The sequence below is a fragment of the Nocardia sp. NPDC005825 genome (genome assembly GCF_040630175.1).
GTDB lineage: Bacteria > Actinomycetota > Actinomycetes > Mycobacteriales > Mycobacteriaceae > Nocardia.
This window is the reverse complement of the sequence record NZ_JBEXXC010000012.1, coordinates 106,002-130,741: the sequence shown is the minus strand read 5'-3', so window position 1 is coordinate 130,741 and position 24,740 is coordinate 106,002. Positions and strand designations below refer to the sequence as shown.

The window sequence follows — 24,740 nt, the reverse complement described above, 5'->3', positions numbered from 1 at the left end:
CCTTTTTCACAAACGACCTTCGAATTAGGGCGAATGCCCCGTGGTCTCTGACCGAAGCACCGCACCTGGCGTTGGGGAAGTACGTCAGGGTCGGCGTCGGGCAGAGGCCGCAGGGCACTCGCCTCACTCGGGCTAGAAGATCTCGCCCAGCGACTCGTCTCTGGCCTGCGAGTAGTCCTCCTCGTGCTCGGCGAGGTAGGAATCCCACGCCGTCTTGTCCCATATCTCGAGGAAGTCGACCGAGCCGATCACCACGCAATCCTTGGAGAGATTCGCGTAGCGGCGATGCTCTGCCGACAGCATGATCCGGCCCTGTGCGTCCGGACGTTGCTCATCGCTGGAAGCCGCCAAGGCCCGGACGAATGCTCGGGCCTGCGGGTTCGATCGGGACGCGGCCGCGGCTCTCCGCGCGAGCGCGGTGAACTCGTCCTTGGGATAAACGGCAAGGCTGTGGTCCTGTCCCTTCGTGACCATCAACCCTCCCGCCAGCTCGTCCCGGAACTTCGCAGGCAACGTCAGTCGCCCTTTGTCGTCCAATCGAGGGGTATAGGTCCCGAGAAACACGTCTCGACACCTCCTGCCGGATCACCCTCTCGACTGTTCGGCCTCCTGTAGTGCGGGCTCCACATTACCCCACTTTCCCCCACTTTCAATCGAAAGCGCCGGTGATCTCGGTCCCCGCTTGGCGAACTTCGCAGGTCACACCAGCTATCACGATGGTGGGGAAGATTTCGCGCAGTTCCCCCGACACGCGCGACGCGCGCCGGCGGGTACCCGACAACCGCCAGCAAACCCGCAGATAGCGCGCATTTCCGGCACATGTGGGGCGGGGTGGGGCACCCCCGTGGGGAGGTGTGGGGAATCGTGGCCGACACCCGACACGCCGATCCCCGACCAGCCAGAAACGCCGTGACGCCACACCTCAAATCGGTGTGGCGTCACGGCGTGTCGTGAAGATCTTCAGTTGGTCGATCGCGGTCCGCTACCGTGCCGGTCCGAAAGCCGTCGGCCGCACGGTAGCCCGGTCAACTGTCCTGTTCGAACCTCTTGCGGAACCGGTCCTCCATCCGCGCGGAGAACCCGCCCTGCTTGCGGGGCTTGCCGCGGCCGGCGCCGGGAGCGCCGCCCTGGCTGGGATGAGCGTCCGAGGCCCGACCGGCCGAACCACCCATACGGGGGCCACCGATCAGCAACAGCACACCCGCGCCGAACATGACGATGAAGCCGACGAGACTGATGATCGGGAAGCCGCCGGGCTTGAACGGAGCGGCGATGCCGGCCACCAGTAGAAACAGGCCGAGGGCGAACAAGGCCGCCGCCTGGAGTCTGCGCCGACCGGTGGCAGAACGTAACCGTCCACCCCGAACAGTCGAGGCGAACTTCGGATCCTCAGCATAGAGCGCGCTCTCGATCTGTTCGAGCATGCGCTGCTCGTGCTCGGAGAGTGGCACGGTACCTCCCCCGGCACTAGGTGGTGGCTGTCGCCTCCGGGTAGACGACGGGTAGCCGACCTTGGCGGCTATCTGCCACCAATAATACGAGTTCGATCAGAACCGGACCACCTACTCGCCGATACTCACGCCAGCATTCCGTTCACCCACCCTGAACTGGGCCGAAGCCGCGACGCGGCGGCCAGCAGATCCGCCACGTCGTGCAGGAATGCGCCTACCCGCGAAGCGAACTCGTCGGCGCGGTGGTCGTCGACGGGCCGGGACAGGCCCGCTTCGAGCGCCGCGCGGGTCTCGGACTGGCCGGTGAAGTAGTCCGTCCACATGACGAATTCCGGTGCCGCGCGCTGCATCAGGACCCAGGCGTTGCGCGAGCGCGCCCGGGGCGCCCGGTCGGCCCCCGTCAGCGCCAGTACAGCGCCCGCCCCGCGTAGCGCGGCCAGGTAGGCGATGCGGAAACGCTCCGCCGGATCGCGTTCTCCCCGTGCCTCCGACAGCAGCCCGTCGGCCTTGCGCAGCAGGTCGCCGGCGCGGCCCGGGTGGCCCGGACGTTCAGTTTTCCCGGTCATTTCGCGTACCTCCCCACTCGCACACCCGAATCACATCTATAAGGACAACGCGTCCCGATCAGGCATTTCACCCAACCCGATGATCGAACAGGCATTCGAAGGTTTCTGTTGGGTTTGAATATAGAGAGACCCACCGACAAGTTGAGGCGCCCACCGTGGCGCTACTGTCGATCCATCCGTCCGCGCCAACGAGAGTTGCGTCCAGCCGATGACCGCAGTCACCCCCAAACCGACGCCGGCACCCGTCGTGGTCGATCTGTCGGCCGCGACCCTGCGGCACCGGCTGCACGACGCCCTGGCGGTCTACGTCGCGGCGATGGACTATCCGCGCGGCACCGAACATCAGCGCGCACCCATGTGGACCGAGCACACCACCCGCCCCGGCTGGCAGGCCGTCGCCGCGGTGCTGCCCGACGACGACGGACGACTGGACCTGCGCACCGCGCCCATCGTGGCCATCGCCTACGGCTATCACGGTGCTCCGCACCAGTGGTGGCATCAGCAGGTGTACAGCGGCATGCGGCGTACCGGCTGGCCCGAATCGGGCGCGCGGGAACTGCTTTCGGACTACTTCGAGCTCACCGAACTGCACGTGCACCCCGCCGCGCAGGGCCGCGGGCTCGGCGAGATCCTGCTCACCCGGCTGCTGCAGAACCGGCCCGAGCGCACCGTGCTGCTGTCCACCCCCGAGGTGGACCGCGAGGCCAACCGGGCCTGGCGGCTCTACCGGCGCCAGGGGTTCGGGGATGTGGTGCGGCACTTCATCTTCTCCGGCGACACCCGGCGGTTCGCGGTGCTCGGGCGGCGGCTGCCCCTGTGAGCGGACGCGACAATGGTTCCCGCACAGTCGTAGTCGTCGGATCGGGGCACAACGCGCTGGTCGCGGCCTGCTACCTGGCCAAGGCCGGGCATCGGGTCGAGGTGCTCGAACGCGACACCGTGCTCGGCGGGGCCGTCTCCACTGTCGAACGGTTCCCCGGGCATCTGGTCGACCGGGGGTCCTCGGCGCACATCATGATCCGGCACACCGGGATCATCGAGGAGCTGGAGCTGGCCCGGTTCGGGCTGCGCTACATCGACTGCGACCCCTGGGCTTTCGCGCCCGCGCCCGCCGGGAACGGGCTGGCGCCCATCGTGTTCCACCGGGATCTGGACCGGACCTGCGCGTCCATCGCCGCCGCCTGCGGGCAGCGTGACGCCGACGCGTACCGGCGGTTCGCGACCGTGTGGGGTCCGCGCAGCGCACGGGTGATGCGGGCGTTCTCGGGCACCCCGACCGGCGGGCACCTGCTGAAGTCGTTCTGGGGCATGGATCCCCGCGAGGCGGCCGGGGCCACCGGGCGCGCCAGCGGAGGGGCCCTGTCCCGGGAGATGATGCAGACCGGAGATGCGCTGCTGGACAGCCTGTTCGACAGCGAACGACTGAAGGCGGCGCTGGCCTGGTTCGGCGCGCAGTCCGGGCCGCCCATGTCCGAACCCGGATCCGCGCCCATGGTGGGGTTCGCGGCGCTCATGCACACCATGCCGCCCGGGCGCGCGGTCGGCGGCAGCGGCGCGCTGAGCGCGGCCCTGGTGGCGCGGCTGGAATCCGACGGCGGCGTCGTCTCCCCCGGCGACGCGGTGACCGCCCTGACCCGCCGCGGCGACCGGTGGGAGGTGCGCACCGCGAGCGGGCGAAACCTGTCCGCGGACACCGTGATCGCGGGCAGCCACATCCTCACCACCCTGAACCTGCTGGAACAGGGCGGATTCGACACCGCGACGATCGCCGACTGGCGACGCCGTATCCGGGTGGGACCCGGCATCGGCATGGTGGTGCGCGCCGCGATCAGCGAACTCCCCCGCTATCCCGGGGCCGAGACCGCCGAATCCGCGCACGGGCTGCAACTACTCGTCACCGACCGCCGCGAGCTGCGTCGCGCCCACGGCGCGGCCCTCGCGGGCGACCTGCCCCCGCGCCCGGTCGTACTGGCCATGACCTTCAGCGCCCTGGACCCGACCATCGCCCCCGAGGGCGAACACCAGGTCACCCTGTGGTCGCAGTGGCATCCCTACGATCTGGCCGACGGCAGTGACTGGTCCGCGCACGCCGAGACCGAGGCCGACCGCATCATCGCCGAAGTCGATGCCCTCGCACCGGGATTCGCCGCCTCGATCACCCAGCGCCACATCCAGACCCCCGCCGACCTCGAACGCGAGATGGGCCTGCTCGGCGGCAATGTCATGCACGTCGAGATGTCCATCGACCAGATGTTCATGTGGCGCCCACTGCCCGAACTCGCCGGCCAGCGTGTCCCCGGCGCCCCCGGCCTCTACCTCACCGGCGCCTCCACCCACCCCGGTGGCGGCGTCTCCGGCGCCAGCGGCCGCAGCGCCGCCCGCCTCGTGCAGCGAGACCTCCGCCCCCGCCTCTTCCGCCGATGACCGACCCCGCCCTATCGGGCCCCCGCCACGAAACCCACCGCGAGTCTGCCGACACCGCCCCGCCGGAGCGAAGCCGGACTGCCCACGGTGATGGCGACCGCGCCTGGTCTGCTGCGCGACGTGTGGCAGGCCGTCGGATGACCGTGACCGGGTGGCCGGGGACCTCGGCCGAGCGGCGGGCCGTGGCTGTCTCGGCGGTGCCCGCGGTGTTGCTGGTGCTGGTGCAGATCTCGTATCCGCTGGCGCACGGGGTCGGGCGGGATCGGGTGACGGTGGCGGTCGTATTGCTCTCCGCCGGTGCGGCTTTGACACACGCGGCGGTCACGCGCGGGGTGCGGTGGGCGGCCGGGGTGCTGGCGATCGTCTCCGGGGTGGGGTTGGTGGCCGAGGTGGTGGGGACGGCTTCCGGGATTCCGTTCGGTGGTTACGACTACGCGAGTGGGCGGTTGGGGCCTGAGGTACTGGGGGTGCCGGTGGTGGTGCCTCTGGCCTGGACGGGCGGGTTGTATCCGGTGTGGGTGGTGGCCGGGATGCTGACGACGGGGGTGGCCGGGCGGGTTTCGCTGACCGCAGCGGGGGCGGTCGGATGGGATCTGTTCCTGGATCCGCAGATGGTGGCCGATGGGCAGTGGACGTGGCGGTCGTCAATTCCCGGGCTGCCGGGGCTGGGCGAGATTCCGGTCAGCAACTACGCCGGCTGGTTCGCGGTGGCCGCGGTGATGGCGGGACTGCTGGAGTGGTGGGATCGGACGGCCGCGGGTTCGGGTGCGGCGCGGGTGGTTCCGGTGGCCGTGTTCGGGTGGACGTGGCTGGGGTCGACGCTGGCGCACGCGGTGTTCCTGGGGCTGCCGGTGTCGGCGGTGTACGGGTTCTGCGGGCTCGGGGTGCTGGGGATTCCGCTGGTTCGGGGGCTGAGGGCCCGTCGAATCACGCTGTGGCCCGGGACGCATGGCACGATGTGAGCCGTGCAGCCGAGTCCGAACATGTCGACAGCAGAGGGAACACTCGAATCCGCCCCACCCCGGCGACGATCGCGGCGATGGGTACGGACCGTGGCCGTGGTCCTGTTCGCGGGGCTGGCGGTCCTGTTGACCGGATGCCTGCGGGTGCAGGTATCGATGGGCGTGTCCTCCAACGACCGGGTGTCCGGGCGCATCGTCGCCGCGGCCGTGCCACAGCACGAGAAGGACAAGGGCCCGCAGCTCAAGACCCCCGACGGCCTGTCCGGCAAGGTGCGGGTGGACTCCTACGCCCAGGACGGCTACGTCGGCAGCCAGGTGTACTTCGACGACCTCACCTTCGGTGAGGTGCAGCAGCTCGGCGGCCTGTCCGACCAGACCTCCGGCATGTTCAACCTGCTCTTCGCCCGCACCGGCGACCTGGTCACCCTCACCGGCCGGGTGGACCTGAAGTCGCTGCCGCCGCAGGGCTCCGACGTGCAGCTGACCGTCGCCTTCCCGGCGCGCGTCGCCACCACCAACGGCACCCGCGAGGGCGACTCGGTGGTCACCTGGAAGCTGCCGCCCGGCGATGTCAGCACGCTGCGCGCCGAAGTCGGCTACGCCGACCCGAACACGCGGTCCTTCGCCGGATGGGCGGGCATCGTCGGCGGCATCACCCTCGCGGTGGCGGCCGTGGTCGCGGTACTGGCGTACATGACCCGCAACCCCGATCCGCCGGCCTACGTGCGCGCCGCGCGCTGGCTGCGCCCGGACCGCACCAACACGCGTTAGCACCGACCCCATGACATTCGCCCCGAAGGCGGTGACGGCCGCGAGCGCCGTCGCCGCCTTCGGCGCATCGGTGGCCCTCGCCAATCGCCTCACCGTCCCCCGGCTGCGGCGTGGCGGGCCCACCGTCATCGAACCGGTCACCGTCTGCATCCCGGCCCGCGACGAGGCCGACCGGCTGCCCGCGCTCATCGCGGATCTGCGCGCCCAGCCCGATCTGCCGCGCCTGCGGGTCCTGGTCCTCGACGACTGCTCGACCGACGACACCTTCGCGGCGGCGCGCGCGGCCATCCGCGGCGACCATCGATTCCTGCTCTCCCGCAACGACACCGATCCGGCGCCCGGCTGGACCGGCAAGACCGCGGCCTGCGCCCGGCTGGCCGCACTCGCCGACACCGCCGACGGCGTACTGGTCTTCCTCGACGCCGACGTGCGGCTCGCGCCCGGCGCGCTGTCGGCCGCGGTCCGGGAACTGCGGTCGGCCCGAACCGATCTGCTCTGCCCGTGGCCCCGCCAGCTCGCGGTCTCCCCCGCCGAACGCCTCGTCCAGCCGCTGCTGTGCTGGTCGTGGGCCTCGACGCTGCCGGTCGCCGTGGCGAATCGGACCCGGCGGCCGTCGATGGCCGTGGCGTGCGGGCAGTTCCTGGTCTTCGACGCCGCCGCCTACCGGGCCGTCGGCGGGCACGCCGCGGTCGCGGACAGCGTCACCGAGGATCTGGCCATCGCCCGCGAGCTGCGGCGCGCGGGGCGGTCCACCGCACTGGTCGCGGCCGGGCCGCTGGCCGAGACCCGGATGTACCGGGACGCGGCCGAGGTGAACGAGGGCTACACCCGCTGGCTGTGGTCGGCCTACGGCGGGCCCGCGGGCAGTCTCGCGATCGGTTCGATTGCGGCGCTGGCCTTCTGGGCGCCGCCCATCGCGGCGGTGTGCGGGCGCGGACGGGTCCGCCGGATGGGGCTGCTCGGTTATGCCGCCGCCGTCACCGCCCGCCTGCTGGCCCGCGCCACCGAGAACGGCGGGCCGGTCGCCGCCACGGATGCCGTTGCGGCACTGGCACACCCGTTCTCGGTCGCCGCCTACCTGGCCCTGTCGGCCCGGTCCCACCGCGCGCACCGCACTCGCGCGCTGCGCTGGAAGGGCCGGACCGTCGGCTGAGTCCCGATCAGGGAACCGGCGTCATCCCGATGGTCGGCAGGAAGAAGCAGGTGGTGTCGCCATTGCGGACCGTGCCGAACATGGCCGCCAGCACCGTGCCCGACCCGGTGTTCACCGGCACCGCGCGGACGCCGCCGACCGGCAGGGCCGCGGTGAAGTAGTCGTGCACGGCCTGTTCGACCATGGGCCGCAACTCGTTCGGGACCTGCGGCGGGATCATGGCACTGAGCACCTGGTTCAGCGGGCCCATCGGCACCAGGCCGCCGCGGCCGGTGGTGGTGTTGAACCAGGCGACCTGCATGCCGGAGGTGTCCGCGCCGTCGGGGGCGATGCCGTAGGGCACGAAGGCGAACATGGCCTGGCCCCCCTTGACAGCCGAAAGATCCAGGCCGGGAATGGAGATCGCGTAGTGCGGCCACGGGCCCGGGATGCTGCCCGCCATGGCGGGGGCCAGGCCCAGGGTGGTGCCGCCGAGACAGAACGGCGCGGCGGTCGGGTACAGGAAGGGCTTGATGCCCAAGGTCTGGAGTCCTTCGACAGCCTGACCGTAGGCCGACAGCCAGTCCGTCGGAGCGGCCGACGGACCGGCGGCATCGGACCGGCCGGTGGTGTCGGGGCGCGCCGCGGCGTCGGGACGGGCGGTGGCGTCGGCGCGGCCGGTGGTCTCGTTCACCGCGGTGATGGCGGCCAGCGCGGCGGCGGCCTCCGGACTCAGCGCGGCGGCGCCGGTGTCGGCTGGTGCCGGGGCAGCGGCGGCGGGTCCCGCCAGGGTTGCCGGTCCGGCGGCGGCGAGCACGGCGCAGGCGCTGACAGCGCCGGCCACCCGGACGAAGTGGTGGAACACGGACATGAAGGGCTCCCCTCGAGGTCACGAGTCGTGAGGGGACGGTACTCCGCTGACCAGTGCATTCCGGTGATTTACTCCGGCATGCCGGAGCCGATTCGCGGTGTGAACCGGTCCGTTCAGGCGTTGGCCGGAGCGGCCGAGACCGAATAGCCCAGATTCGCCAGCACTTCGCTGGTGGCCTTGGCGAAATTCAGGGTGATGAAATGCAGGCAGGGCGCGCCCTCGGAGATCAGGCGTTGCGCCATCTCCGTGGCGATCTGGATGCCCTCGGCCCGGACCGCCGCGCGATCCTCCTCCGGCCCGGTGCCCGCGGCCTTGCGCAGCCGCTCGATCACCTTCGCCGGGAGCGGACGGCCCGACAGCTCCTCCGCGCGCTCGACCGTGCGCAGCGAGGTGACCGGCATGAGCTCGGGAATGATCGGCTTCGCACCCTCGATCGGATCGGCCGCGATGGCCCGATCCCGCAGGCGCAGATAGTGATCCACGTCGAAGAACATCTGGGTGATCGAATACTCCGCGCCCGCGCGCAGTTTCGACACCAGGAAGCGGGTGTCGTCGTCGAGGTCGGTGGAACGCGGGTGACCCTGCGGGAACGAGGCGACACCCACGTGGAAGTCGCCCAGGTCGCGCACGATGCGGACCAGTTCCTCGGCGTACTCGACGCCCTCGGGGTGCTTGAGCCACTCGCCGAGCACGTCGCCCGGCGGATCGCCGCGCAGCACCAGCAGATTGCGGATGCCCGAGTCGGCGTACGCGCCGACGATGGAGCGCAGTTCGGCGACCGAGTGGTCCACCGCGGTCAGGTGGGCGACGGTCAGCAAGGTGGTCTCGCGCGCCAGCTCGCCGGTGACCCGGATGGTGCGGTCGCGGGTGGAGCCGCCCGCGCCGTAGGTCATGGACACGAACGCCGGATGCAGCCGCTCGAACTCGCGGGCGGCCCGCCACAGGCGGGCCTCGCCGGCGGCGTCACGTGGCGGATTGAACTCGACCGAGAACGGAACCGACCCGTCCGGGCGTGGGCCCAGCTGCTGCACCACGGAGCGAGTTCCGGACACATGAGGCGTGCGGGAAACTCGGCCAGGGGTCGAATATCCCCGTACATTGTCGAAACTCACGCCAGTATTTTACGGGCCCGCAGCCGGGCCCCGGACCCCGACCTGTGCCTATCCCAGCAGGTGGGACCGGACCGGGCCCGACCGATTCCCGGCCGCGACCCGGTGGTCGGTAGAGTCGGGGCGAACCCCGCGCGCGGACCTGAGGCCCGCGCGATCGGGCCGGTCATCGGGGGCGTTCGCCATCGTCGCACGCACACCGGGACCGATCACCGGGGGAATCGCGTTCGCGCCGCGCCGCGCACTCACCAAGGAGGCTCCCCTGTCCGCCGGACCCGGTACCCCGACCCGCCACCCGGTCGGCGCGGGATCACTCGTCGCCGCCGTGGAGGACCGTCTCACCGCCTTCTTCCGCACCCGCGAACCGATCGTCGAACCCCTCGGCCCGGTCTTCGTGGACGCGGCCGCCGCCCTGGAGGACTTCGTCATTCGCGGCGGCAAGCGCACCCGCCCCGCCTTCGCCTGGACCGGCTGGCTGGGCGCGGGCCGCAGCCCCGAGGACCCGGACGCCGACGCGGTGCTCACCGCCTGCTCGGCATTGGAACTGGTGCAGGCGTGCGCGCTCATCCACGACGACATCATCGACTCCTCGCGCACCCGGCGCGGCTTCCCGACCGTGCACGTGGATTACGAACAGCGGCACCAGGATCAGCACTGGACCGGTGACGCCGACCACTACGGCGTGAGCGTCGCCGTCCTCATCGGCGACCTGGCCCTGGCCTGGGCCGACGACATGACCCGCGACGCCGGGCTGCCCGCCGACGCCGCCGCCCGCTTCGCCCCGGTCTGGGCGGCCATGCGCACCGAGGTGCTGGGCGGGCAGCTGCTCGACATCCACGGCGAGTCCGCGGGCGACGAGTCGGTGGAGGCCGCGCTGCGGATCAACCGGTTCAAGACCGCCGCCTACACCATCGAGCGCCCGCTGCACATGGGCGCGGCACTGGCCGGGGCCTCCCCCGACGTGATCGCCGCCTACCGCGAATTCGGCACCGACATCGGCATCGCCTTCCAGCTGCGCGACGACCTGCTCGGCGTGTTCGGCGATCCGGCGGTCACCGGCAAGCCGTCCGGCGACGACCTGCGCGAGGGCAAGCACACCGTGCTCATCGCCGAGGCCCTGCAACGCGCCGACGCCACCGCGCCCGCCACCGCCGCGCTCATCCGCACCAGCCTCGGCACCGACCTCAGCGCCGAGCAGGTCGCCGAATTGCGCACGGCCCTCACCGACCTCGGCGCGGTCGACGCCGTCGAGCAGCGCATCGCCTCGCTCACCGAGCAGGCCCTGACCGCGCTGGACGCCAGCACCGTGACACCGGACGCGGCCCGGCAGCTGCGCGGCATGGCGCTGTCGGCCACCGCACGGCACTACTGACGCCGGATCCGACAGGCAGCACAGGCCGCAGGAGGGTGGCATGAAAACGGTTGCGGGACCGACCGATCGGGTGGTCGTGGTCGGCGCGGGACTGTCCGGGCTGGCCGCGGCGCTGCACCTGCTGGCGGCCGGACGGCAGGTGACCGTGCTCGAACGCGACGACCGCCCCGGCGGACGGGTCGGGTCCTACAGCGGACCGGACTACGAGATCGACTCCGGGGCAACGATTCTCACCCTGCCCGAACTCATCGACGAGGCGCTCGGCGTGGTCGGGCACACCCGGGAGTCGGTCGGCCTGACGATCCTCGACATGGCGCCGGCCTACCGGGCGCGCTTCGCCGACGGCACCCAGATCGGCGTCTACTCCGACGAGGAGCGCATGGCCGACGAGGTCGCGCGGGTGCGCGGCCCCGCCACGGCCCGCCGTTACCGGCGGCTGCGCGGCTGGCTGAAAGGCGTGTACGAGGCCGAGTTCCGGCAGTTCATGGACACCAACTTCGAGTCGCCGCTGGACATGGTGCGAATTCCGGAGAAGCGGACCGCACTGGCGCGGCTGGTACGGCTCGGCGCGTTCGGGCGGCTCGGCCCCAAGGTCGGTCGCGTGATCCGGGATCCGGAAGTCGCCCGGCTGTTCAGCTTCCAGGCGCTGTTCGCGGGCATGGCTCCGAAGAAGGCGCTCGGCGTGTACGGCGCGATCCCGTACATGGACACCTGCCTGGGCGTCACCTACCCCGAGGGCGGCATGCGGGCCATCGCCGCGGCGCTGGGCCGCGCGTTCACCGCCGCCGGCGGGACCCTCGAACTGAACGCCGAGGTGATCGGCGTCGACTACACGGGCCGCCGCGCCACCGCCGTGCACACCGCCGACGGCCGCGTCGTCGACTGCGACGCCCTGGTGGTGACCGCCGACATCGGGTCGCTGACCCGGTTCGGGCTGCGGCATCGCCGCGGACTGCGGGCCTCCCCGTCCGCGGTGGTCGCGCACGGCACCATTCCGGCGGAGGTGGCGGCCGCCTGGCCGGTGCAGGCGCATCACACCATCGACTTCGGCGCGGAATGGGACCGGACCTTCGCCGAGATCGCCGCCCGGCGCGGCCGCGGCGCGCTGATGAGCGACCCGTCGCTGCTGCTCACCCGGCCCGCCCTCACCGATCCGGCCCTCTACATCGACCGCCCCGAACAGCACATCGACGCCGCGGGCCACCTGCGCGACACGGTCCGCTACGAACCGCTCTCGCTGCTCGCCCCCTGCCCGAATCTGGATGCCGCGCCGCTGGCCTGGGACGAGCTCGGCCCGCACTACCTGCGCGAACTGCTCCAGGTGCTGGAAGCGCGCGGCTACCAAGGCATTTCGCGGTACTTCCGGGTCGACCACCTCGACACCCCGCGCACCTGGCGGGCCAAGGGCATGCTCGCGGGCACCCCGTTCTCGGCCGCGCACCTGTTCCGGCAGACCGGTCCGTTCCGGACCCGGAACCTGGTGGCCGGTCGCGCGAATGTCGTTCTCGCAGGCTCGGGCACCGTGCCCGGCGTCGGCGTGCCGACCGTGCTGCTTTCGGGCAGACTGGCGGCGGCACGCATCACGGGTGACGTACGACATGCCGGTATCGGATCCGCCGACACCGGGGCGGTGGCGTCCGCGCACACGCACTAGACTGACCGCGTCCTGAACCAACGCGGCTGCCGCCGCTGACCTTTCCGGGGGGAACGACCGCCTATGCCGACCCCCGATATGGACGCAGCCACCCCCGACACCGGCGCTGTCGCCACCCGCCCCGCCGGCGCCCCGAGCACCCCGGACGCCGCCGACCCGGAGGCTCCGTCTCCGAGCGCCCGGACGAGCTGGCAGACCCGGGTCCGCCACGCCGCCGACTTCGCCCGCACCCCCGAGGGACACGCGGCGACACTCGGCTTCTTCGGCGCCCTGCTGATCACCTTCGGCGGCTTCGGCGCGGGCGGCGTGCGACGCAGCGACCCGCTGCTCGAGGCCATGCACCTGTCATGGCTGCGGTTCGGGCACGGCCTGGTGCTGTCGTCGATGTTCGTGTGGCTCGGCGTGATCGCGATGATCACCGCGTGGGTCCGGCTGGGCCGCATCGTGATCGGCGGTCAGCCCGGCGCCTCGGTCACCCTCAACGAACTGCGCGGCATCGTCGGCGTCTGGACCTTCCCGCTGCTGTTCGCGGTCCCCATGTTCAGCCGCGACGCCTACTCCTATCTGGCGCAGGGCGCGATGCTGCGCGACAACATCAACCCGTACCTGTACGGGCCGGTGGAGTTGAAGGCCAACGCCGCGGTCCTGCTCGACAATGTCAGCCCGGTCTGGACCACCACCACCGCGCCCTACGGGCCGGTCTTCCTGCTCATCGGACGCGCCATCACCACCATCACCGGCGACAACGTGGTGGCCGGAACGATCGCGCTGCGGCTGGTCATGCTGCCCGGGCTGGCGCTCATGGTGTGGGCGGTCCCGCACCTGACCAAGCACCTGGGCGGCAAACCGACCACCGCGCTGTGGCTGGCCGTGCTCAACCCGCTGGTGCTCGTCCACCTCATCGGCGGCGTGCACAACGAGATGCTCATGGTCGGCCTGATGGCCGCGGGCATCGCGCTGGTGCTCGAACACCATCACGCCGCGGGCATCGTGGTGGTCGCCATCGGCGTGGCGGTGAAGGCCACCGCGGGCGTGGCGCTGCCATTCCTGGTGTGGATCTGGATGATTCACGAACGCGAACGCCGCGCCGCCCAGCACGAGGGCGAACTGCCGCATCCGCTGCGCACCTTCGCCAAGATCGGCGCGCTCGGCGTGGCGGTGTTCGCGGCCGTGTTCGCCGTCGCCACCTTCGCCACCGGGCTGCGCGATCACCAGATCGGCTGGCTCACCGCGCTGTCGGGCTCGAAGAAGATCATCAACTGGCTCTCGCTGCCGACCATCATGGCCCACGTCGTCACCTGGGTGACGCCGCTGCCGATGGACACGGTGCTGCCGTGGACGCGCATGCTGTGCGCGATCGCCATGGTCGCCATCCTGGTGTGGGCCTGGTGGCGGTTCAAGAACAGCGAGAAGGAGGCCGTGCTCGGCATTCTGGTCGCGTTCGTGGCCATCGTGACCCTGTCCCCCGCCGCGCTGCCCTGGTACTACTCGTGGCCGCTGGCCCTGGCCGCGGGCTTCGCGCTCTCCACCCGGACATTGCAGGTCCTGGTCGGGCTGTGCACCTGGCTCATGCTGATCTTCCAGCCCGACGGCGCGCCCGTGTCCGACTACGTGCACGGCACCCTCGCGATCGTCGCCGCCGTGGTGGCGGCGGTCTCGCTGTGCAAGGTGGATCCACTGAAACTGCGCGCCGGACGCCCGCATTCCGATCAGCTCGGCGGCGCGCCCGCGCCCAGCCCCGCGTGATGCTGGACCGCGCCTACCGCGACTGCCGCCGCATCGCCGCCGCCCACGGACGCACCTACTTCCTCGCGACCCGGCTGCTGGAGCCCGAGCGAAGACCGGCCGTGCACGCGCTGTACGCCTTCGCCCGCCTGGTCGACGACATCGTCGACGCGAGCGACGCGCCCAGCCGCGCCGCCGAATCCGCGGCCCGGCTCGACCGGATCGAACACGAACTGCGGGCCCGGCTGGCCGACGCGCCCACCGGACCCGGCGACAGCCACGAACAGCGGGTGCTGCTCGCGGTCTCCGACACCATCCGCCGGTACTCGATTGCCGCCGAACACTTCTGGGTGTTCCTCGACTCCATGCGCATGGACATTCCGGGCGCGCCCCAATACCGCGACCGATACCCCACCATGGGCGAGCTCGAGGACTACATGCGCGGCTCGGCGGCCGCCATCGGGCTGCAGCTGCTGCCGGTGCTGGGCACCGTCGTCCCGGTCGCCGAGGCCGAACCGGCCGCGGCCGCGCTCGGGGAAGCCTTCCAGCTCACCAACTTCCTGCGCGATGTCGGCGAGGACCTGGGCCGCGGCCGGGTGTACCTGCCCGCCGACGAACTGGCGGCCTTCGGCGTGGACGACGAATTGCTGTTCCACTGCCGCGAATCCGGCCGCACCGAGCCGCGGGTGCGGCGTGCGCTCGCGCACCTGATCGCGGTCAACCGGGGTGTCTACCGTCGCGCCACCCCGGGCATCGAACTACTGGCCCCGCGCGTGCGCCCGGCCATCCGGACGGCGGCCACGCTCTACGGCGGCATCCTCGACGAGATCGAACACGCCGACTACGCGGTCTTCAGCGGCCGCGCGGTCGTCCCCCGGCACCGCCGGCTCCGGGTCGCGGCACGCGAATTCGTCGCGGCCAGTCCCCTCGGGAACTGACCGCGTCCGCGGTCGGGCTATGTCAGAAGGGGTCCGCGGCGGCGCGGCGGATCACTTCGCGGGCCAGCGGCCCGTGGATGGCGTCGATGGGACGGCCGGGCAGGGTTTCGTCCTCGGTGTAGATCCACTCGAGGATTTCCTCGTCGGTGTACTTGCCGTCACGCATGACCGTGATCAGCGGGGTCAGGTGCTTGGCGACGGCGCCGGTGGAGTCGAAGAACTCCTTCGGGACACCGGCGATACCGTCCCTGCGGACCGCGATGATCTGATGGTCACGCAGCATCTGATGGACCCGGGTCACCACCATGCCCAGCTGCTCGGCCACGTCGGGCAGCGGGATCAGGGTCACCGAATCCGGCAGGACGTCTTCGCTGCAAGGAAAGGCACTCACGCCGACCACGGTAGTCTCTCGCGTCGCCACAGTCGCAACACACCCCGACGCGGCTACCATCGGGTGAGCCGCGCTGGGCGGCATTGACGAAAATCGGAAGGGTCGCAGTTGATCGGCCAGATGCTGGAAGGGCGCTACCGCATCGACGCGCCGATCGCGCGTGGCGGTATGTCCATGGTGTTCCGGGGGGTGGACACCCGGTTGGACCGACCGGTCGCCATCAAGGTGATGGACCCGAAGTTCGCCTCCGACCCGCAATTCCTCACCCGCTTCGAACTCGAGGCGAGAGCGGTGGCCAAGCTCAAACACCCTTCCCTGGTAGCGGTCTACGACCAGGGCGTGGACGGTGACCACCCGTTCCTCATCATGGAACTGGTCGAGGGCGGCACCCTGCGCGAACTGCTGCGCGAACGCGGCCCCATGCCCCCGCACGCGGTGCGCGCCGTCGCCGAACCCGTGCTCTACGCCATCGGCGTGGCCCACGCGGCCGGGCTGGTGCACCGCGACATCAAGCCGGAGAACGTGCTCATCTCCGACTCCGGCGAGGTGAAGATCGCCGACTTCGGTCTGGTGCGCGCGGTCGCCGAGGCCAAGATCACCTCCGACAGCGTCATTCTCGGCACCGCCGCCTATCTCTCCCCCGAACAGGTCACCAGCGGCAGCGCCGACGCCCGCAGCGACGTGTACTCCGCGGGCATCCTGATCTTCGAAATGCTCACCGGCCGAACCCCGTTCACCGGCGACAACTCGCTCTCGATCGCACTGCAGCGGGTCGAGAAGGACGTGCCCGCGCCCGGCCGCCTGATCGGCGGCGTACCCGCCGAGATCGACGAGCTGGTCGCCCACGCCACCGCCCGCGAACCCATGCACCGGTTCTCCAACGCCACCGAGATGGCCGACGAACTGCGCCGCGTCGCCCGCGAACTGCAACTGCCCGACTATCGGGTGCCCGCGCCGACCGAATCCGCCGAGCACCTCAGCGCCAAGTACCGGGTCGGGCCCACACCCGCCCCGCGCGGCCCCGTGCATCCCCCGTCACGGCCGATTCCGGGCGCGGCGGACCAGACCACCCGGTTCCAGGCCGATGCCACCACGCGGCTCCCGGCCGACCCGCCGACCGTGTTCGCGCCGCCGCAGCAGCCCCAGCACACCCGGGTCATGACCGCGGCGCGCGAGATCCCCGCCGAGTACCGGCAGAACGACTACGCCCCGCCGCCGGGCACCCAGCACCCCGGCTCGGATCTGATCGAGGATCGCGGCAAGTCGCGGCGCCGGGTCGTGGTGTGGCTCAGCATCGTGGTCGCGCTGGCGGTGCTGCTGGGCATCGGCGGCTGGTGGCTGGGCGTCGGACGCTATTCGCCGGTGCCCACCATCGCCGGCATGGACACCCAGCGCGCGGTCTCCACGCTGCAGGCCGCGGGCTTCGAGACCGAGACCCGCAACAAGCCCTCCGACATGATCCCGGTCGGCAATGTGGTCGGCACCGACCCGCCCGCCGGCACCCGCGTCACCAAGGGCTCCCTGGTCGCGGTGTTGGTGTCCAGCGGCAAGCCGAAGGTTCCCGATGTGAGCGCCGGCCAGGACGTCAGCTCGGTCAACAAGGCCATCCGCGACGCCGGGCTCACCCCCGTGGACGCCGGTGAGGTGGGCAGCTCCGCGCCGAAAGGCTCACTCGCCAAGGTGGATCCGGCCCCCGGCACCGTCCTCCCGGCCAACGGCCAGGTGAAGGTCTACCGCAGCAAGGGATCCCTGCCGGTCAAGGTGCCGGACCTGCGCGGCAAGACGCAGGAGGAGGCCAAGATCGCCCTGCAGAAGGCTGGACTCACCGTCGGCTCCACCCGCGAGCAGTTCGACCCGAAGATCAAGTCCGGCCAGGTGATCGGCACCGATCCGGCCGCGGGCACCAGTGCCGAATCCGGCTCCGGCGTGGTCCTGATCCTCAACAGCGCCCTCGACATGCCGAACCTGCTGGGCGCCAATGTCGGCACCGCGCGCGGCAAACTGCAGCAGATGGGGCTCTCGGTCACCGTGCGGCAGCTGGCCAGCAACGACGGCTCGATCGTCATCTCGCAGAGCACCGCCCCCGGCGACGCGGTCGAACCCGGTTCCACGGTAACGATCGTCGCGATTCCGTAACCCCCGTAGCGCAGCACTCATAGAGCTCGGAAAACGAAGGAGCCCGAACCGCTTTCGCGGTCCGGGCTCCTCTCGTGTCTCTCCGTCTGCTAGCGCAGCATCTCCGCGACCAGGAAGGCCAGTTCGAGGGACTGCTGGGTGTTCAGGCGGGGGTCGCACGCGGTCTCGTAGCGCTCCTCCAGGTTGAGGTCCGAGATGTCCTGCGCGCCGCCGAGGCATTCGGTGACGTTCTCACCGGTGAGCTCGATGTGCAGGCCGCCCGGGTGGGTGCCCAGCGCGTGGTGCACCTCGAAGAAGCCCTGCACCTCGTCGACGATGCGGTCGAAGTGGCGGGTCTTGTAGCCGGTGGACGCCTCGTGGGTGTTGCCGTGCATGGGGTCGCACTGCCAGATCACCTGGTGGCCGGTGGCCTGCACCTTCTCGATGATCGGGGGCAGCACGTCGCGGACCTTCTGGTTGCCCATGCGGGCCACGATGGTCAGGCGGCCGGGCTCGTTGTTGGGGTCCAGGCGCTCGACGTACTCCACGGCCTGCTGCGGCGTGGTGCTCGGGCCGATCTTGAGGCCGATCGGGTTGGCGATCAGCTCGGCGAACCCGACGTGCGCGCCGTCGAGCTGCCGGGTGCGCTCACCGATCCACAGGAAGTGCGCCGACAGGTCGTAGAGCACCGGCTCGCCGGTCACGGGGTGCTCGCTCAGGCGCAGCATGGCCCGCTCGTAGTCGAGCACCAGCGCCTCGTGGCTGGCGTAGAGGCGGGCGCTGGACAGGTTCGGGTCGTTGACCCGGCAGGCCTTCATGAACGCCAGCGCGCGGTCGATCTCGGTGGCCATCTGCTCGTAGCGGGCCCCGGCCGGGGACTGCGCCACGAACTCGCGGTTCCAGTCGTGCACCTTGTGCAGATCGGCCATGCCGGCCGAGGTCAGCGAACGCACCAGGTTCATCGCCGCGGAGGCGTTGGCGTAGGCGCGGACCAGGCGCGACGGGTCGTGCTCGCGCAGCCCGGCGTCGGCGACCAGCGAGTTCACCATGTCGCCGCGGTAGGACTTGAGGCCCAGCGAATCGACGTCGGCGGAACGGGGTTTGGCGTACTGGCCCGCGATGCGGGCCACCTTCACCACGGGCAGGCTCGCGCCGTAGGTGAGCACCACCGCCATTTGCAGCAGGGTGCGGATATTGCCGCGGATGTGGGGTTCGGTGTTGTCGGCGAAGGTCTCCGCGCAGTCACCACCCTGCATGAGGAAGGCCTCGCCGCGCGCTACCTCGGCTAAGCGTAGGCGCAGTTCCTCGACCTCGGCGGGCACGCAGATCGGCGGCACGCTCTCGAGGACGGTGCGCATCTTCTCGGCCTGCTCGGGATCCCAGGACGGCTGCTGTAGGGCGGGTCGGGCGAGCGCCTCGTCGAGACGCCGACGAAGCTCGTCAGGCAGCGGAGGAAGTTCCGGCAGGCGATCGATCGGTACGTCGACGGTCCAGTTCACGTGTTCAGAATACGGATTGCTCTGGATGAACCGGACTACCCCCAGGGCTTGATTTGCTCACACCGCGCTCGAGCCGCGTGGCGCGGCCGCTTAGGCTGGGACCGGATTGCCCGGAAGCATCCCGGACCCGAGCTGAGGAGAGACCCATCTCATTGCGGTACTTTTACGATTCGGAATTCATCGAGGACGGCACTGTCATCGACCTCGTCTCCATCGCGGTGGTCTGTGAGGACGGACGCGAGTTCTACGCGGTCTCCACCGAATTCGACCCCGAGAAGGCCGGGCCGTTCGTCCGCCGCAATGTGCTGCCGAAGCTACCGGCGCCATCCTCGCCGCTGTGGCGTTCCCGCCAGCGCATCCGCGACGACCTCTACAAGTTCCTGGTCCCGCGCGCCGGCGTGGAACCTGAGCTGTGGGCCTGGGTCGGCGCCTACGACCACGTCGCGCTGTGCCAGTTGTGGGGTTCCATGGTGGACCTGCCCAACGCGCTGCCCCGCTACACCAACGAGCTGCGCCAGCACTGGGACCAGCACGGCCGGCCGCCGCTGCCGCCGGTGCCGAAGGACGCGCACGACGCGCTGGCCGACGCCCGCCACAACCTGGCCAAATTCGAGGCCATCGAAGCCCACCGGCGAATCAGAGCGGTCTGAGCCGCGACACCGGGCATGCGAAAGGCCCCGGGAGACTTGGTCTCCCGGGGCCTTTCCGGTTCCATCCGACGGGGACTAGCTCGCCAGGGTCTCCGGGACGCGGTCGGCGTCGGGGCGGCTGCCCGAGGGCACGCCCTTCTTCAGGCTCGCGGCGTAGACGTCCACGTACTCCTGGTCGCCCATCCGCATCAGCTCGTACATGATCTCGTCGGTGACGGCGCGCTCGACGAAGCGGTTGCCGCCCATGCCCTCGTAGCGCGAGAAGTCGATGGGCGCACCGAACTTCACGGTCACCTTGCGCGGCCGCCAGCGGAACGGACCGGGCGGGCACACCTCGTCGGTGCCGATCAGGGCGACCGGGATCACCGGCACTCCGGTCTCCAGGGCGAGGCGTGCCACACCGGTCTTGCCCTTGTAGAGGCGGCCGTCGGGCGAACGAGTGCCCTCGGGGTACAGGCCGACCAGGCGGCCCTCACCGAGCAGCTTGCGCGCGGTGTTGAGCGCCGACTCGGCGGCGTCCGCACCGGAACGATCGATGGGGTACTGGCCGGTGCCGGAGAAGAAGAACTTCTGCAGCCGACCCTTGAGACCGGGGGTGGTGAAGTATTCGGCCTTGGCCAGGTAGGTGATCCGGCGAGGACTCATCAGCGGGGTGAACAACCAGTCGGTGAACGACAGATGGTTGCCGGCCAGAATGGCCGCACCCTTCGGCGGAATGTTCTCGACGCCCTCGACCTCGGGCCGGTTGATGAGATGCATCAGCGGCCCCACCAAGACGAACTTCAGCAGCCAGTAGAACATCGCGTCCTTTCCCCTGTTTTCGATACCCGGGACCGGCCTCATTGCGGGCACCACCACTCGCTTGCCTACCCTACCGCTGAGACAACTCGGCAACCAACCGTGGTGACCCGTTTCTCTGATCCCGGGACCAAAGTCCCATGCTTCGGAATACCCAAGTCGGTGAGCAGGTCCCGCGCTCAGCGTCGCGCGGGGGCGACCGGCACGGCGTTCGAGTCGGCGAGCACCGCCGCGCGCGCCAGTTCCGCCGCGCCGATCATGCCCGCGGCCTCACCCAATTGGGCGGTGCGGATGCGGGCCAGGCGGCGGTGGCGGGCGCCGGTGATGGAACCGGCGTAGTGCTCGCGGGCCTCGTCGAGGAACAGCGGGGCCGAACTGCTGACGCCGCCCGCCACCACGATCAGGTCCGGGTCGAAGATGTCGCTCACGAACGCCAGGCCCAGGCCGAGCCAGCGCGCGAAGTCCGCCATCACCTCGAGGGCGACCGGGTCGCCGTCCTGGGCCGCGCCCGCCACCCGGCGACCGGTCAGCGAGCCCGGGTCGCGGCCCGCCTCCCGCGCCAGCACCGTGGAGCGCTGCGGATCGGTGGCCAGCAGTTCCAGGGCGGTGTCCACCAGAGCGGTTCCGCTGCAATACCGTTCCCAGCAGCCGCGCTTGCCGCACGCGCAGGCCCGGCCGTTCGGGACCACCTGCAGATGCCCGAGTTCCGGCGCGACACCGTAGCTTCCGCGATACAGCTGGCCGTTGATCAAGAGAGCCGCGCCGATGCCGGTGCCGATGGCCACCAGCACCACATTGCGGCCGCCCGCCGCCGCACCGAACCGGTATTCGGCCCACAGCGCGGCATTCGCGTCATGCTCCAGGATCACCGGCAGGCCGAGCCGATCGGTGAGCCGCTGCGCGACCGGGGCGTCCTCCCAGGGCAGATGCGGGGCGAAACGCACGGTGGCGCGGTCCTCGTCGACGAAGCCCGCCACCGCCAGCCCGACCGCGCCGATGGCGTGGCGCCCGCGCAGTTCGCGCACCGCGCGGGCGAGGCCGTCCTCGAGGGCACGCGCCGAATGCGGGGTCGGCGCGGTGACGGTGTCGAGGACCTCGCCGGCACCGTCGACCACCGACGCCCGAATATTGGTGCCGCCCACATCGATACCCACGGTCAACGGCACATCCACACCGCCCGTCATGCCTTGATGGTTACGTCGATGGGCACATACTTGCCCCGTGTGGGCCGCCGCCCGGACTGCGCGGCGCGGCCGGACGCGGAGGCCTCACGGCCGGACGGTCCCGCGGCCGGATCGCCGGAGGTCGCCGGTCGGCCGGGGTCGTCGGCGGGGCGTGCCACCGGCGGCCCGAACGGTTGCGCGGCGGAGTCGGCTCGATCGTCCGCGCCGTTCGTGGCGCGAAAGCCCGTGCCCGACACGGGGTCCGGGTCCTCGGGGCGCCGCGCCGCGCCGGGGCCCTGCCCCATCGAATCGTCGGACTCGTCGTCGTGGTGGGCCCGGGCACGAGCCGCCGCACGGCCCTGCGCACCCGCGACGAACCGCGCGAACACCGCCGCGAGGTTCGCGGCAGCGCCGTGATGGCCGGCGGATTCGGCTGCGCTCGCGGTGGATTCGGGCCCCGCGGTCGGCCCATGGTCTTCGTCGTGTTCGCCGCGGGCGTTCGCGTAGGCGTCGGCGAACGGCCGATCGCCTGCGCCGGACTCGGTTCCGGCCCCGTGCGAATACCGGTGCCAGGCTTGATATTCCGGCGATTCCGGATCCAGGTCGGGCGGGATCACCGGGTCCACCGGCACCCCCGCGAGCGCCTCGCGCAGCACGGTCACGATGGCGGTGCCGTGTTCGGCGATGGCGGCCACCACGTCGTGGTGTTCGCCGCGCACGATCGCGGCGGCCGCGCACACCGGGCACCAACTGCAACTGGACCATTCGGTGCGGCCGTCGGAGGCGGTGCGGCGCAGCACCGGTTCCACGCGTTCGAGCAGGGCTTCGGCGAGCAGCCGTAGCTCCTCGGCGAATTCGCCGAGGTTCTCCTCCGGGTGGCCGGGGCGGGGGTGGTGCGTGGTCGTCATTTCGGCCAGACCTGCGGGTCGGGCCGGAAGCGGATCACCAGGTGGTCGCCGTCGAGTTCGGCGGCGTCGACCGTGCACCGCCGCAATACCGGGGCCAGCCGCAATCGCCGCCGGACCCCGTCCGCTCCCACGATCAAATCGTCCTCCACTCGTCCCAGCCGCAGCGTCGACGCGTCGACCACCGGCAGATGCATGCGCATCGCGAACACCGAAGCCACCCCCGCCCCGGACTCGAGCCGGACCACCGGTTCGGCGGCGACGGGCGGCGCCCCGTCCGCATCTGTGCCAAGCATAGGGACCGGACGCCATCCCACCCAGTTACCACTCGCGTCCACCGCGTAGGACAGTGCGGCCAGTGAGCCCAACCCCACCGGTTCGGTCCCGGCATGCCCCACCACCTGCACCGGAAGCCCGCGCAGCCGCTTGCGCAGCTCGGTCACCACATCGAGTTGCTCACCGCGCCGGTTGAAGTACCACTGCACCGCCGGATGCGGCGGCAGGGCCGGATGCGGTTCGGGCATCTCCGGCAGCACCTTGTTGACCAGGACCGCGTCCAGGCGCAGGCCCAGCAGCGCGGCGGCCGAGCGCACCCGCGCGGATTCGGCCACCGCCACCTGTTCGGCGACGGTCACCAGGCGCGCGCCGGTGCGGGTCCGATCCGCCAGCAGGTCACGGGCTTCGGTCACCGCCTCCACGATCTGTTCGACGGTCACCGCCAGCACCGCCTTGCGGAAGTCGGCGCCGATGGCCTCCATGGTGCGAGAGTGCGCGGGCCACACCCGTTCCAGATAGCCGAGCAGGGTGTCGGGGGTGGTCACGATGCGCAGCATGTCCGCCGAGGGCGGGCAGTCCAGCACGATGACGTCCCACCGCTGGTCCTTCGCGAACTGCGTGATCTCCAGCAGCGCCAGCAGTTCCTGCACCCCGGGCAGCCCGGTCAGCTCGGCGGGATCCAGTGCGCCCAGATCGAATCCGTGCTCGTGTCCGGCGCCGGAGGCCATCATCAGCACCTGCCGGAACCGATCCTCCAGCAGCGCCAGCGAATCCACCTCGATGACATCGAGCGCCGGCGCGGCGGCGGACCCCACCACCGGCAGCCCCGGATCGGTGGCCTCGGGGTCGCTCGCGAGATCCGGTGCGGCCGTGGCGAACACGGGCAGCGGCACGCTGGCCACCGCCGGTTTCGCACCGTGCCGCAGCCGGTAACCGAACGCGTCGCCCAGGGAGTGCGCCTGATCGAGGGAGGCCAGCAGCACCCGCCGCCCGGTCCGCGCGTAGGCGATCGCGGTCGCGCAGGCGAGGGTGGTCTTTCCGACGCCGCCCTTGCCGATGAACAGCTCGACTCGGGCGGCGGGGCGGGTCGGGCGTTCGGTACCGCCGGCGGTCAGCCTTCGACCCGTTTCTTGAGTTCCTTGAGGGCGGTGTCGGTGATGACCTTCTCCGCCTTGCGTTTGAACATGCCGATCATCGGAATGTTCAGGTCGACGGTCAGCTCGTAGACCACCTGGGTGGTGCCGTCGGGCAGGGCGATCAGTTCGTAGGTGCCGTCCTGCGCCTTCTGCAGTTCCCCGGAGACCAGGCTCCAGCTGACCGCGCGGCCGTCGGGCCGCCAGGTGTAGGCCAGGGTGTAGGTGTCCTTGACGACCCCGGCGTCCAGCACGAAGCGCGCGGTGCGGGCCAGGCCGTCGGGTAGTTTGTCGAGGACCTCGACCGAGCGGGCCGCGGAGACCCATTCCGGATACGACTCCAGGTCGGCGATGACGGCCATCACTCGGTCCGAGGGGGCGTCGATCACGATCGACCGCTGAGTTCGATCGGCCATGGGCGGCAACGCTTCCTTTCTAGTGAGCGGCCGCGGGCGCGACCCCGGCCTTGCGCCCCGCCTCCAGGCGGGCCTTGATCTCGAACGACATGACCTTGCCCGCGACCCGGCGGGTGCGGTTGAGCGCCAGCAGGTCACGTCCGGACATACCGGCGACGCCGCCGCGCGGTTCGGCGTGCATGAAGTAATGCATGAGGACGCCGTCCAGCATCGGCTCGAGCCAGAGTTCCATGGTGCCCTCGGCGCCCCCGCTGACGGTCCAGCGGATTCCCTTGTCGCCCCGATCTTCCCGCACGTCCAATTGCAGGTCCGGCCACCACTGACGCCACCGCCCGCGATCGGCCAAGATCTCGGCCACGGCCTCGCCCGGCGCGGCGATGAAGGTCATATCGGCAACCTGGATACTGCTCACGGTGCTT

The 24,740-nt window shown here is 70.9% G+C and carries 24 protein-coding genes; 11 read left to right on the top strand and 13 right to left on the bottom strand.

Translation table 11 applies throughout. The features are described from left to right. Positions 1 to 132 precede the first annotated feature (132 nt). The 3 genes from mraZ to ABZ382_RS28480 all read right to left on the bottom strand — a co-directional run bounded on the left by mraZ (position 133) and on the right by ABZ382_RS28480 (position 2,017). Positions 133 to 564 carry a division/cell wall cluster transcriptional repressor MraZ gene (gene mraZ / locus ABZ382_RS28490; protein WP_213560465.1) on the bottom strand — a complete coding sequence of 144 codons (432 nt, stop codon included), beginning with the start codon at positions 562 to 564 and terminating at the stop codon, positions 133 to 135. 461 nt (positions 565 to 1,025) lie between these two features. Then, positions 1,026 to 1,451, bottom strand: a complete 426-nt coding sequence (locus ABZ382_RS28485) for a DUF3040 domain-containing protein (RefSeq protein WP_357095023.1) — start codon at positions 1,449 to 1,451, stop codon at positions 1,026 to 1,028. Positions 1,452 to 1,576: 125 nt separating this feature from the next. After that, positions 1,577 to 2,017, bottom strand: coding sequence for an SAV_6107 family HEPN domain-containing protein (locus ABZ382_RS28480; protein ID WP_357095020.1), 441 nt, complete (start codon positions 2,015 to 2,017; stop codon positions 1,577 to 1,579). A 208-nt stretch (positions 2,018 to 2,225) separates the two neighbouring features. Here ABZ382_RS28480 and ABZ382_RS28475 point away from each other — a divergent pair, with 208 nt between their 5' ends. The 5 genes from ABZ382_RS28475 to ABZ382_RS28455 all read left to right on the top strand — a co-directional run bounded on the left by ABZ382_RS28475 (position 2,226) and on the right by ABZ382_RS28455 (position 7,327). Then, on the top strand, positions 2,226 to 2,837 hold the full coding sequence (locus tag ABZ382_RS28475; RefSeq protein ID WP_357095017.1) for a GNAT family N-acetyltransferase: 612 nt from the start codon (positions 2,226 to 2,228) through the stop codon (positions 2,835 to 2,837). After that, positions 2,834 to 4,441, top strand: coding sequence for an NAD(P)/FAD-dependent oxidoreductase (locus ABZ382_RS28470; RefSeq protein ID WP_357095015.1), 1,608 nt, complete (start codon positions 2,834 to 2,836; stop codon positions 4,439 to 4,441). The genes ABZ382_RS28475 and ABZ382_RS28470 overlap by 4 nt, the downstream gene beginning before the upstream one ends. A gap of 137 nt (positions 4,442 to 4,578) precedes the next feature. Beyond that, positions 4,579 to 5,403 (top strand): carotenoid biosynthesis protein, encoded by an 825-nt coding sequence (locus tag ABZ382_RS28465; protein ID WP_357095012.1) that lies wholly within the window; start codon positions 4,579 to 4,581, stop codon positions 5,401 to 5,403. A 21-nt stretch (positions 5,404 to 5,424) separates the two neighbouring features. Further along, positions 5,425 to 6,174, top strand: coding sequence for a DUF3153 domain-containing protein (locus ABZ382_RS28460; protein ID WP_357095008.1), 750 nt, complete (start codon positions 5,425 to 5,427; stop codon positions 6,172 to 6,174). A 10-nt stretch (positions 6,175 to 6,184) separates the two neighbouring features. Beyond that, positions 6,185 to 7,327, top strand: coding sequence for a glycosyltransferase (locus tag ABZ382_RS28455; RefSeq protein ID WP_357095006.1), 1,143 nt, complete (start codon positions 6,185 to 6,187; stop codon positions 7,325 to 7,327). 7 nt (positions 7,328 to 7,334) lie between these two features. Here ABZ382_RS28455 and ABZ382_RS28450 read toward each other — a convergent pair whose 3' ends face one another. Together ABZ382_RS28450 and ABZ382_RS28445 are read right to left on the bottom strand one after the other, a co-directional pair. Continuing rightward, positions 7,335 to 8,177, bottom strand: coding sequence for a hypothetical protein (locus ABZ382_RS28450; protein ID WP_357095002.1), 843 nt, complete (start codon positions 8,175 to 8,177; stop codon positions 7,335 to 7,337). Between the two features lie 113 nt (positions 8,178 to 8,290). Further along, positions 8,291 to 9,289: a methylenetetrahydrofolate reductase gene (locus ABZ382_RS28445; RefSeq protein WP_357094999.1), complete on the bottom strand. Its 999-nt coding sequence runs from the start codon at positions 9,287 to 9,289 to the stop codon at positions 8,291 to 8,293. A 322-nt stretch (positions 9,290 to 9,611) separates the two neighbouring features. On the opposite strand from ABZ382_RS28445, the gene ABZ382_RS28440 reads away from it, so the two are divergent. From ABZ382_RS28440 to ABZ382_RS28425, 4 genes are all read left to right on the top strand, one after another. Then, complete coding sequence (locus tag ABZ382_RS28440) at positions 9,612 to 10,658, top strand: polyprenyl synthetase family protein (protein WP_357094996.1); 1,047 nt, start codon at positions 9,612 to 9,614, stop codon at positions 10,656 to 10,658. 40 nt (positions 10,659 to 10,698) lie between these two features. After that, on the top strand, positions 10,699 to 12,312 hold the full coding sequence (crtI, locus tag ABZ382_RS28435) for a phytoene desaturase family protein (RefSeq protein ID WP_357094993.1): 1,614 nt from the start codon (positions 10,699 to 10,701) through the stop codon (positions 12,310 to 12,312). A gap of 63 nt (positions 12,313 to 12,375) precedes the next feature. Beyond that, positions 12,376 to 14,058, top strand: a complete 1,683-nt coding sequence (locus tag ABZ382_RS28430) for an alpha-(1->6)-mannopyranosyltransferase A (RefSeq protein WP_357094991.1) — start codon at positions 12,376 to 12,378, stop codon at positions 14,056 to 14,058. Beyond that, positions 14,058 to 14,975: a phytoene/squalene synthase family protein gene (locus ABZ382_RS28425; RefSeq protein WP_357094988.1), complete on the top strand. Its 918-nt coding sequence runs from the start codon at positions 14,058 to 14,060 to the stop codon at positions 14,973 to 14,975. Before ABZ382_RS28430 ends, ABZ382_RS28425 begins: the two co-directional genes overlap by 1 nt. Positions 14,976 to 14,997: 22 nt before the next feature. Here the strand turns inward: ABZ382_RS28425 and ABZ382_RS28420 are convergent, their stop codons facing one another. Further along, positions 14,998 to 15,366 carry an Rv2175c family DNA-binding protein gene (locus ABZ382_RS28420; RefSeq protein WP_357094984.1) on the bottom strand — a complete coding sequence of 123 codons (369 nt, stop codon included), beginning with the start codon at positions 15,364 to 15,366 and terminating at the stop codon, positions 14,998 to 15,000. Positions 15,367 to 15,474: 108 nt separating this feature from the next. Between ABZ382_RS28420 and pknB the strand changes: the two genes are divergently transcribed. Next, a complete protein-coding gene (gene pknB / locus ABZ382_RS28415) occupies positions 15,475 to 17,502 on the top strand; it encodes a Stk1 family PASTA domain-containing Ser/Thr kinase (protein ID WP_357094981.1) in 2,028 nt (675 codons plus the stop codon). An 89-nt stretch (positions 17,503 to 17,591) separates the two neighbouring features. Here pknB and ABZ382_RS28410 read toward each other — a convergent pair whose 3' ends face one another. Beyond that, complete coding sequence (locus ABZ382_RS28410; RefSeq protein WP_357094978.1) at positions 17,592 to 18,980, bottom strand: class II 3-deoxy-7-phosphoheptulonate synthase; 1,389 nt, start codon at positions 18,978 to 18,980, stop codon at positions 17,592 to 17,594. Positions 18,981 to 19,132: 152 nt separating this feature from the next. Here ABZ382_RS28410 and ABZ382_RS28405 point away from each other — a divergent pair, with 152 nt between their 5' ends. Further along, positions 19,133 to 19,630, top strand: a complete 498-nt coding sequence (locus tag ABZ382_RS28405; RefSeq protein WP_357094975.1) for a polyadenylate-specific 3'-exoribonuclease AS — start codon at positions 19,133 to 19,135, stop codon at positions 19,628 to 19,630. Positions 19,631 to 19,705: 75 nt separating this feature from the next. On the opposite strand, the gene ABZ382_RS28400 is transcribed toward ABZ382_RS28405, so the two are convergent. The 6 genes from ABZ382_RS28400 to ABZ382_RS28375 all read right to left on the bottom strand — a co-directional run bounded on the left by ABZ382_RS28400 (position 19,706) and on the right by ABZ382_RS28375 (position 24,733). Next, positions 19,706 to 20,431: a lysophospholipid acyltransferase family protein gene (locus ABZ382_RS28400; RefSeq protein WP_357094972.1), complete on the bottom strand. Its 726-nt coding sequence runs from the start codon at positions 20,429 to 20,431 to the stop codon at positions 19,706 to 19,708. A 176-nt stretch (positions 20,432 to 20,607) separates the two neighbouring features. Beyond that, positions 20,608 to 21,612 (bottom strand): ROK family glucokinase, encoded by a 1,005-nt coding sequence (locus ABZ382_RS28395; protein ID WP_357094969.1) that lies wholly within the window; start codon positions 21,610 to 21,612, stop codon positions 20,608 to 20,610. Then, positions 21,609 to 22,499 (bottom strand): hypothetical protein, encoded by an 891-nt coding sequence (locus ABZ382_RS28390; protein ID WP_357094967.1) that lies wholly within the window; start codon positions 22,497 to 22,499, stop codon positions 21,609 to 21,611. Before ABZ382_RS28390 ends, ABZ382_RS28395 begins: the two co-directional genes overlap by 4 nt. Further along, the gene (locus ABZ382_RS28385; RefSeq protein ID WP_357095253.1) at positions 22,496 to 23,836 is read right to left on the bottom strand and encodes an ArsA-related P-loop ATPase; all 1,341 of its coding nucleotides are present in this window, start codon (positions 23,834 to 23,836) and stop codon (positions 22,496 to 22,498) included. Before ABZ382_RS28385 ends, ABZ382_RS28390 begins: the two co-directional genes overlap by 4 nt. A gap of 47 nt (positions 23,837 to 23,883) precedes the next feature. Further along, positions 23,884 to 24,321 (bottom strand): SRPBCC family protein, encoded by a 438-nt coding sequence (locus tag ABZ382_RS28380; protein ID WP_357094964.1) that lies wholly within the window; start codon positions 24,319 to 24,321, stop codon positions 23,884 to 23,886. Between the two features lie 19 nt (positions 24,322 to 24,340). Beyond that, positions 24,341 to 24,733, bottom strand: coding sequence for a polyketide cyclase / dehydrase and lipid transport (locus ABZ382_RS28375; RefSeq protein ID WP_357094963.1), 393 nt, complete (start codon positions 24,731 to 24,733; stop codon positions 24,341 to 24,343). Positions 24,734 to 24,740 lie beyond the last annotated feature (7 nt).

Excerpts from the sequence above, each read along its gene's own strand:
- ABZ382_RS28480 (WP_357095020.1), bottom strand. The coding sequence starts at position 2,017 with ATGACCGGGAAAACTGAACGTCCGGGCCACCCGGGCCGCGCCGGCGAC.
- ABZ382_RS28475 (WP_357095017.1), top strand. The coding sequence starts at position 2,226 with ATGACCGCAGTCACCCCCAAACCGACGCCGGCACCCGTCGTGGTCGAT.
- ABZ382_RS28465 (WP_357095012.1), top strand. The coding sequence starts at position 4,579 with ATGACCGTGACCGGGTGGCCGGGGACCTCGGCCGAGCGGCGGGCCGTG.
- ABZ382_RS28460 (WP_357095008.1), top strand. The coding sequence starts at position 5,425 with ATGTCGACAGCAGAGGGAACACTCGAATCCGCCCCACCCCGGCGACGA.
- ABZ382_RS28455 (WP_357095006.1), top strand. The coding sequence starts at position 6,185 with ATGACATTCGCCCCGAAGGCGGTGACGGCCGCGAGCGCCGTCGCCGCC.
- ABZ382_RS28450 (WP_357095002.1), bottom strand. The coding sequence starts at position 8,177 with ATGTCCGTGTTCCACCACTTCGTCCGGGTGGCCGGCGCTGTCAGCGCC.
- crtI (WP_357094993.1), top strand. The coding sequence starts at position 10,699 with ATGAAAACGGTTGCGGGACCGACCGATCGGGTGGTCGTGGTCGGCGCG.
- ABZ382_RS28430 (WP_357094991.1), top strand. The coding sequence starts at position 12,376 with ATGCCGACCCCCGATATGGACGCAGCCACCCCCGACACCGGCGCTGTC.
- ABZ382_RS28425 (WP_357094988.1), top strand. The coding sequence starts at position 14,058 with ATGCTGGACCGCGCCTACCGCGACTGCCGCCGCATCGCCGCCGCCCAC.
- ABZ382_RS28400 (WP_357094972.1), bottom strand. The coding sequence starts at position 20,431 with ATGTTCTACTGGCTGCTGAAGTTCGTCTTGGTGGGGCCGCTGATGCAT.
- ABZ382_RS28395 (WP_357094969.1), bottom strand. The coding sequence starts at position 21,612 with ATGACGGGCGGTGTGGATGTGCCGTTGACCGTGGGTATCGATGTGGGC.
- ABZ382_RS28390 (WP_357094967.1), bottom strand. The coding sequence starts at position 22,499 with ATGACGACCACGCACCACCCCCGCCCCGGCCACCCGGAGGAGAACCTC.
- ABZ382_RS28380 (WP_357094964.1), bottom strand. The coding sequence starts at position 24,321 with ATGGCCGATCGAACTCAGCGGTCGATCGTGATCGACGCCCCCTCGGAC.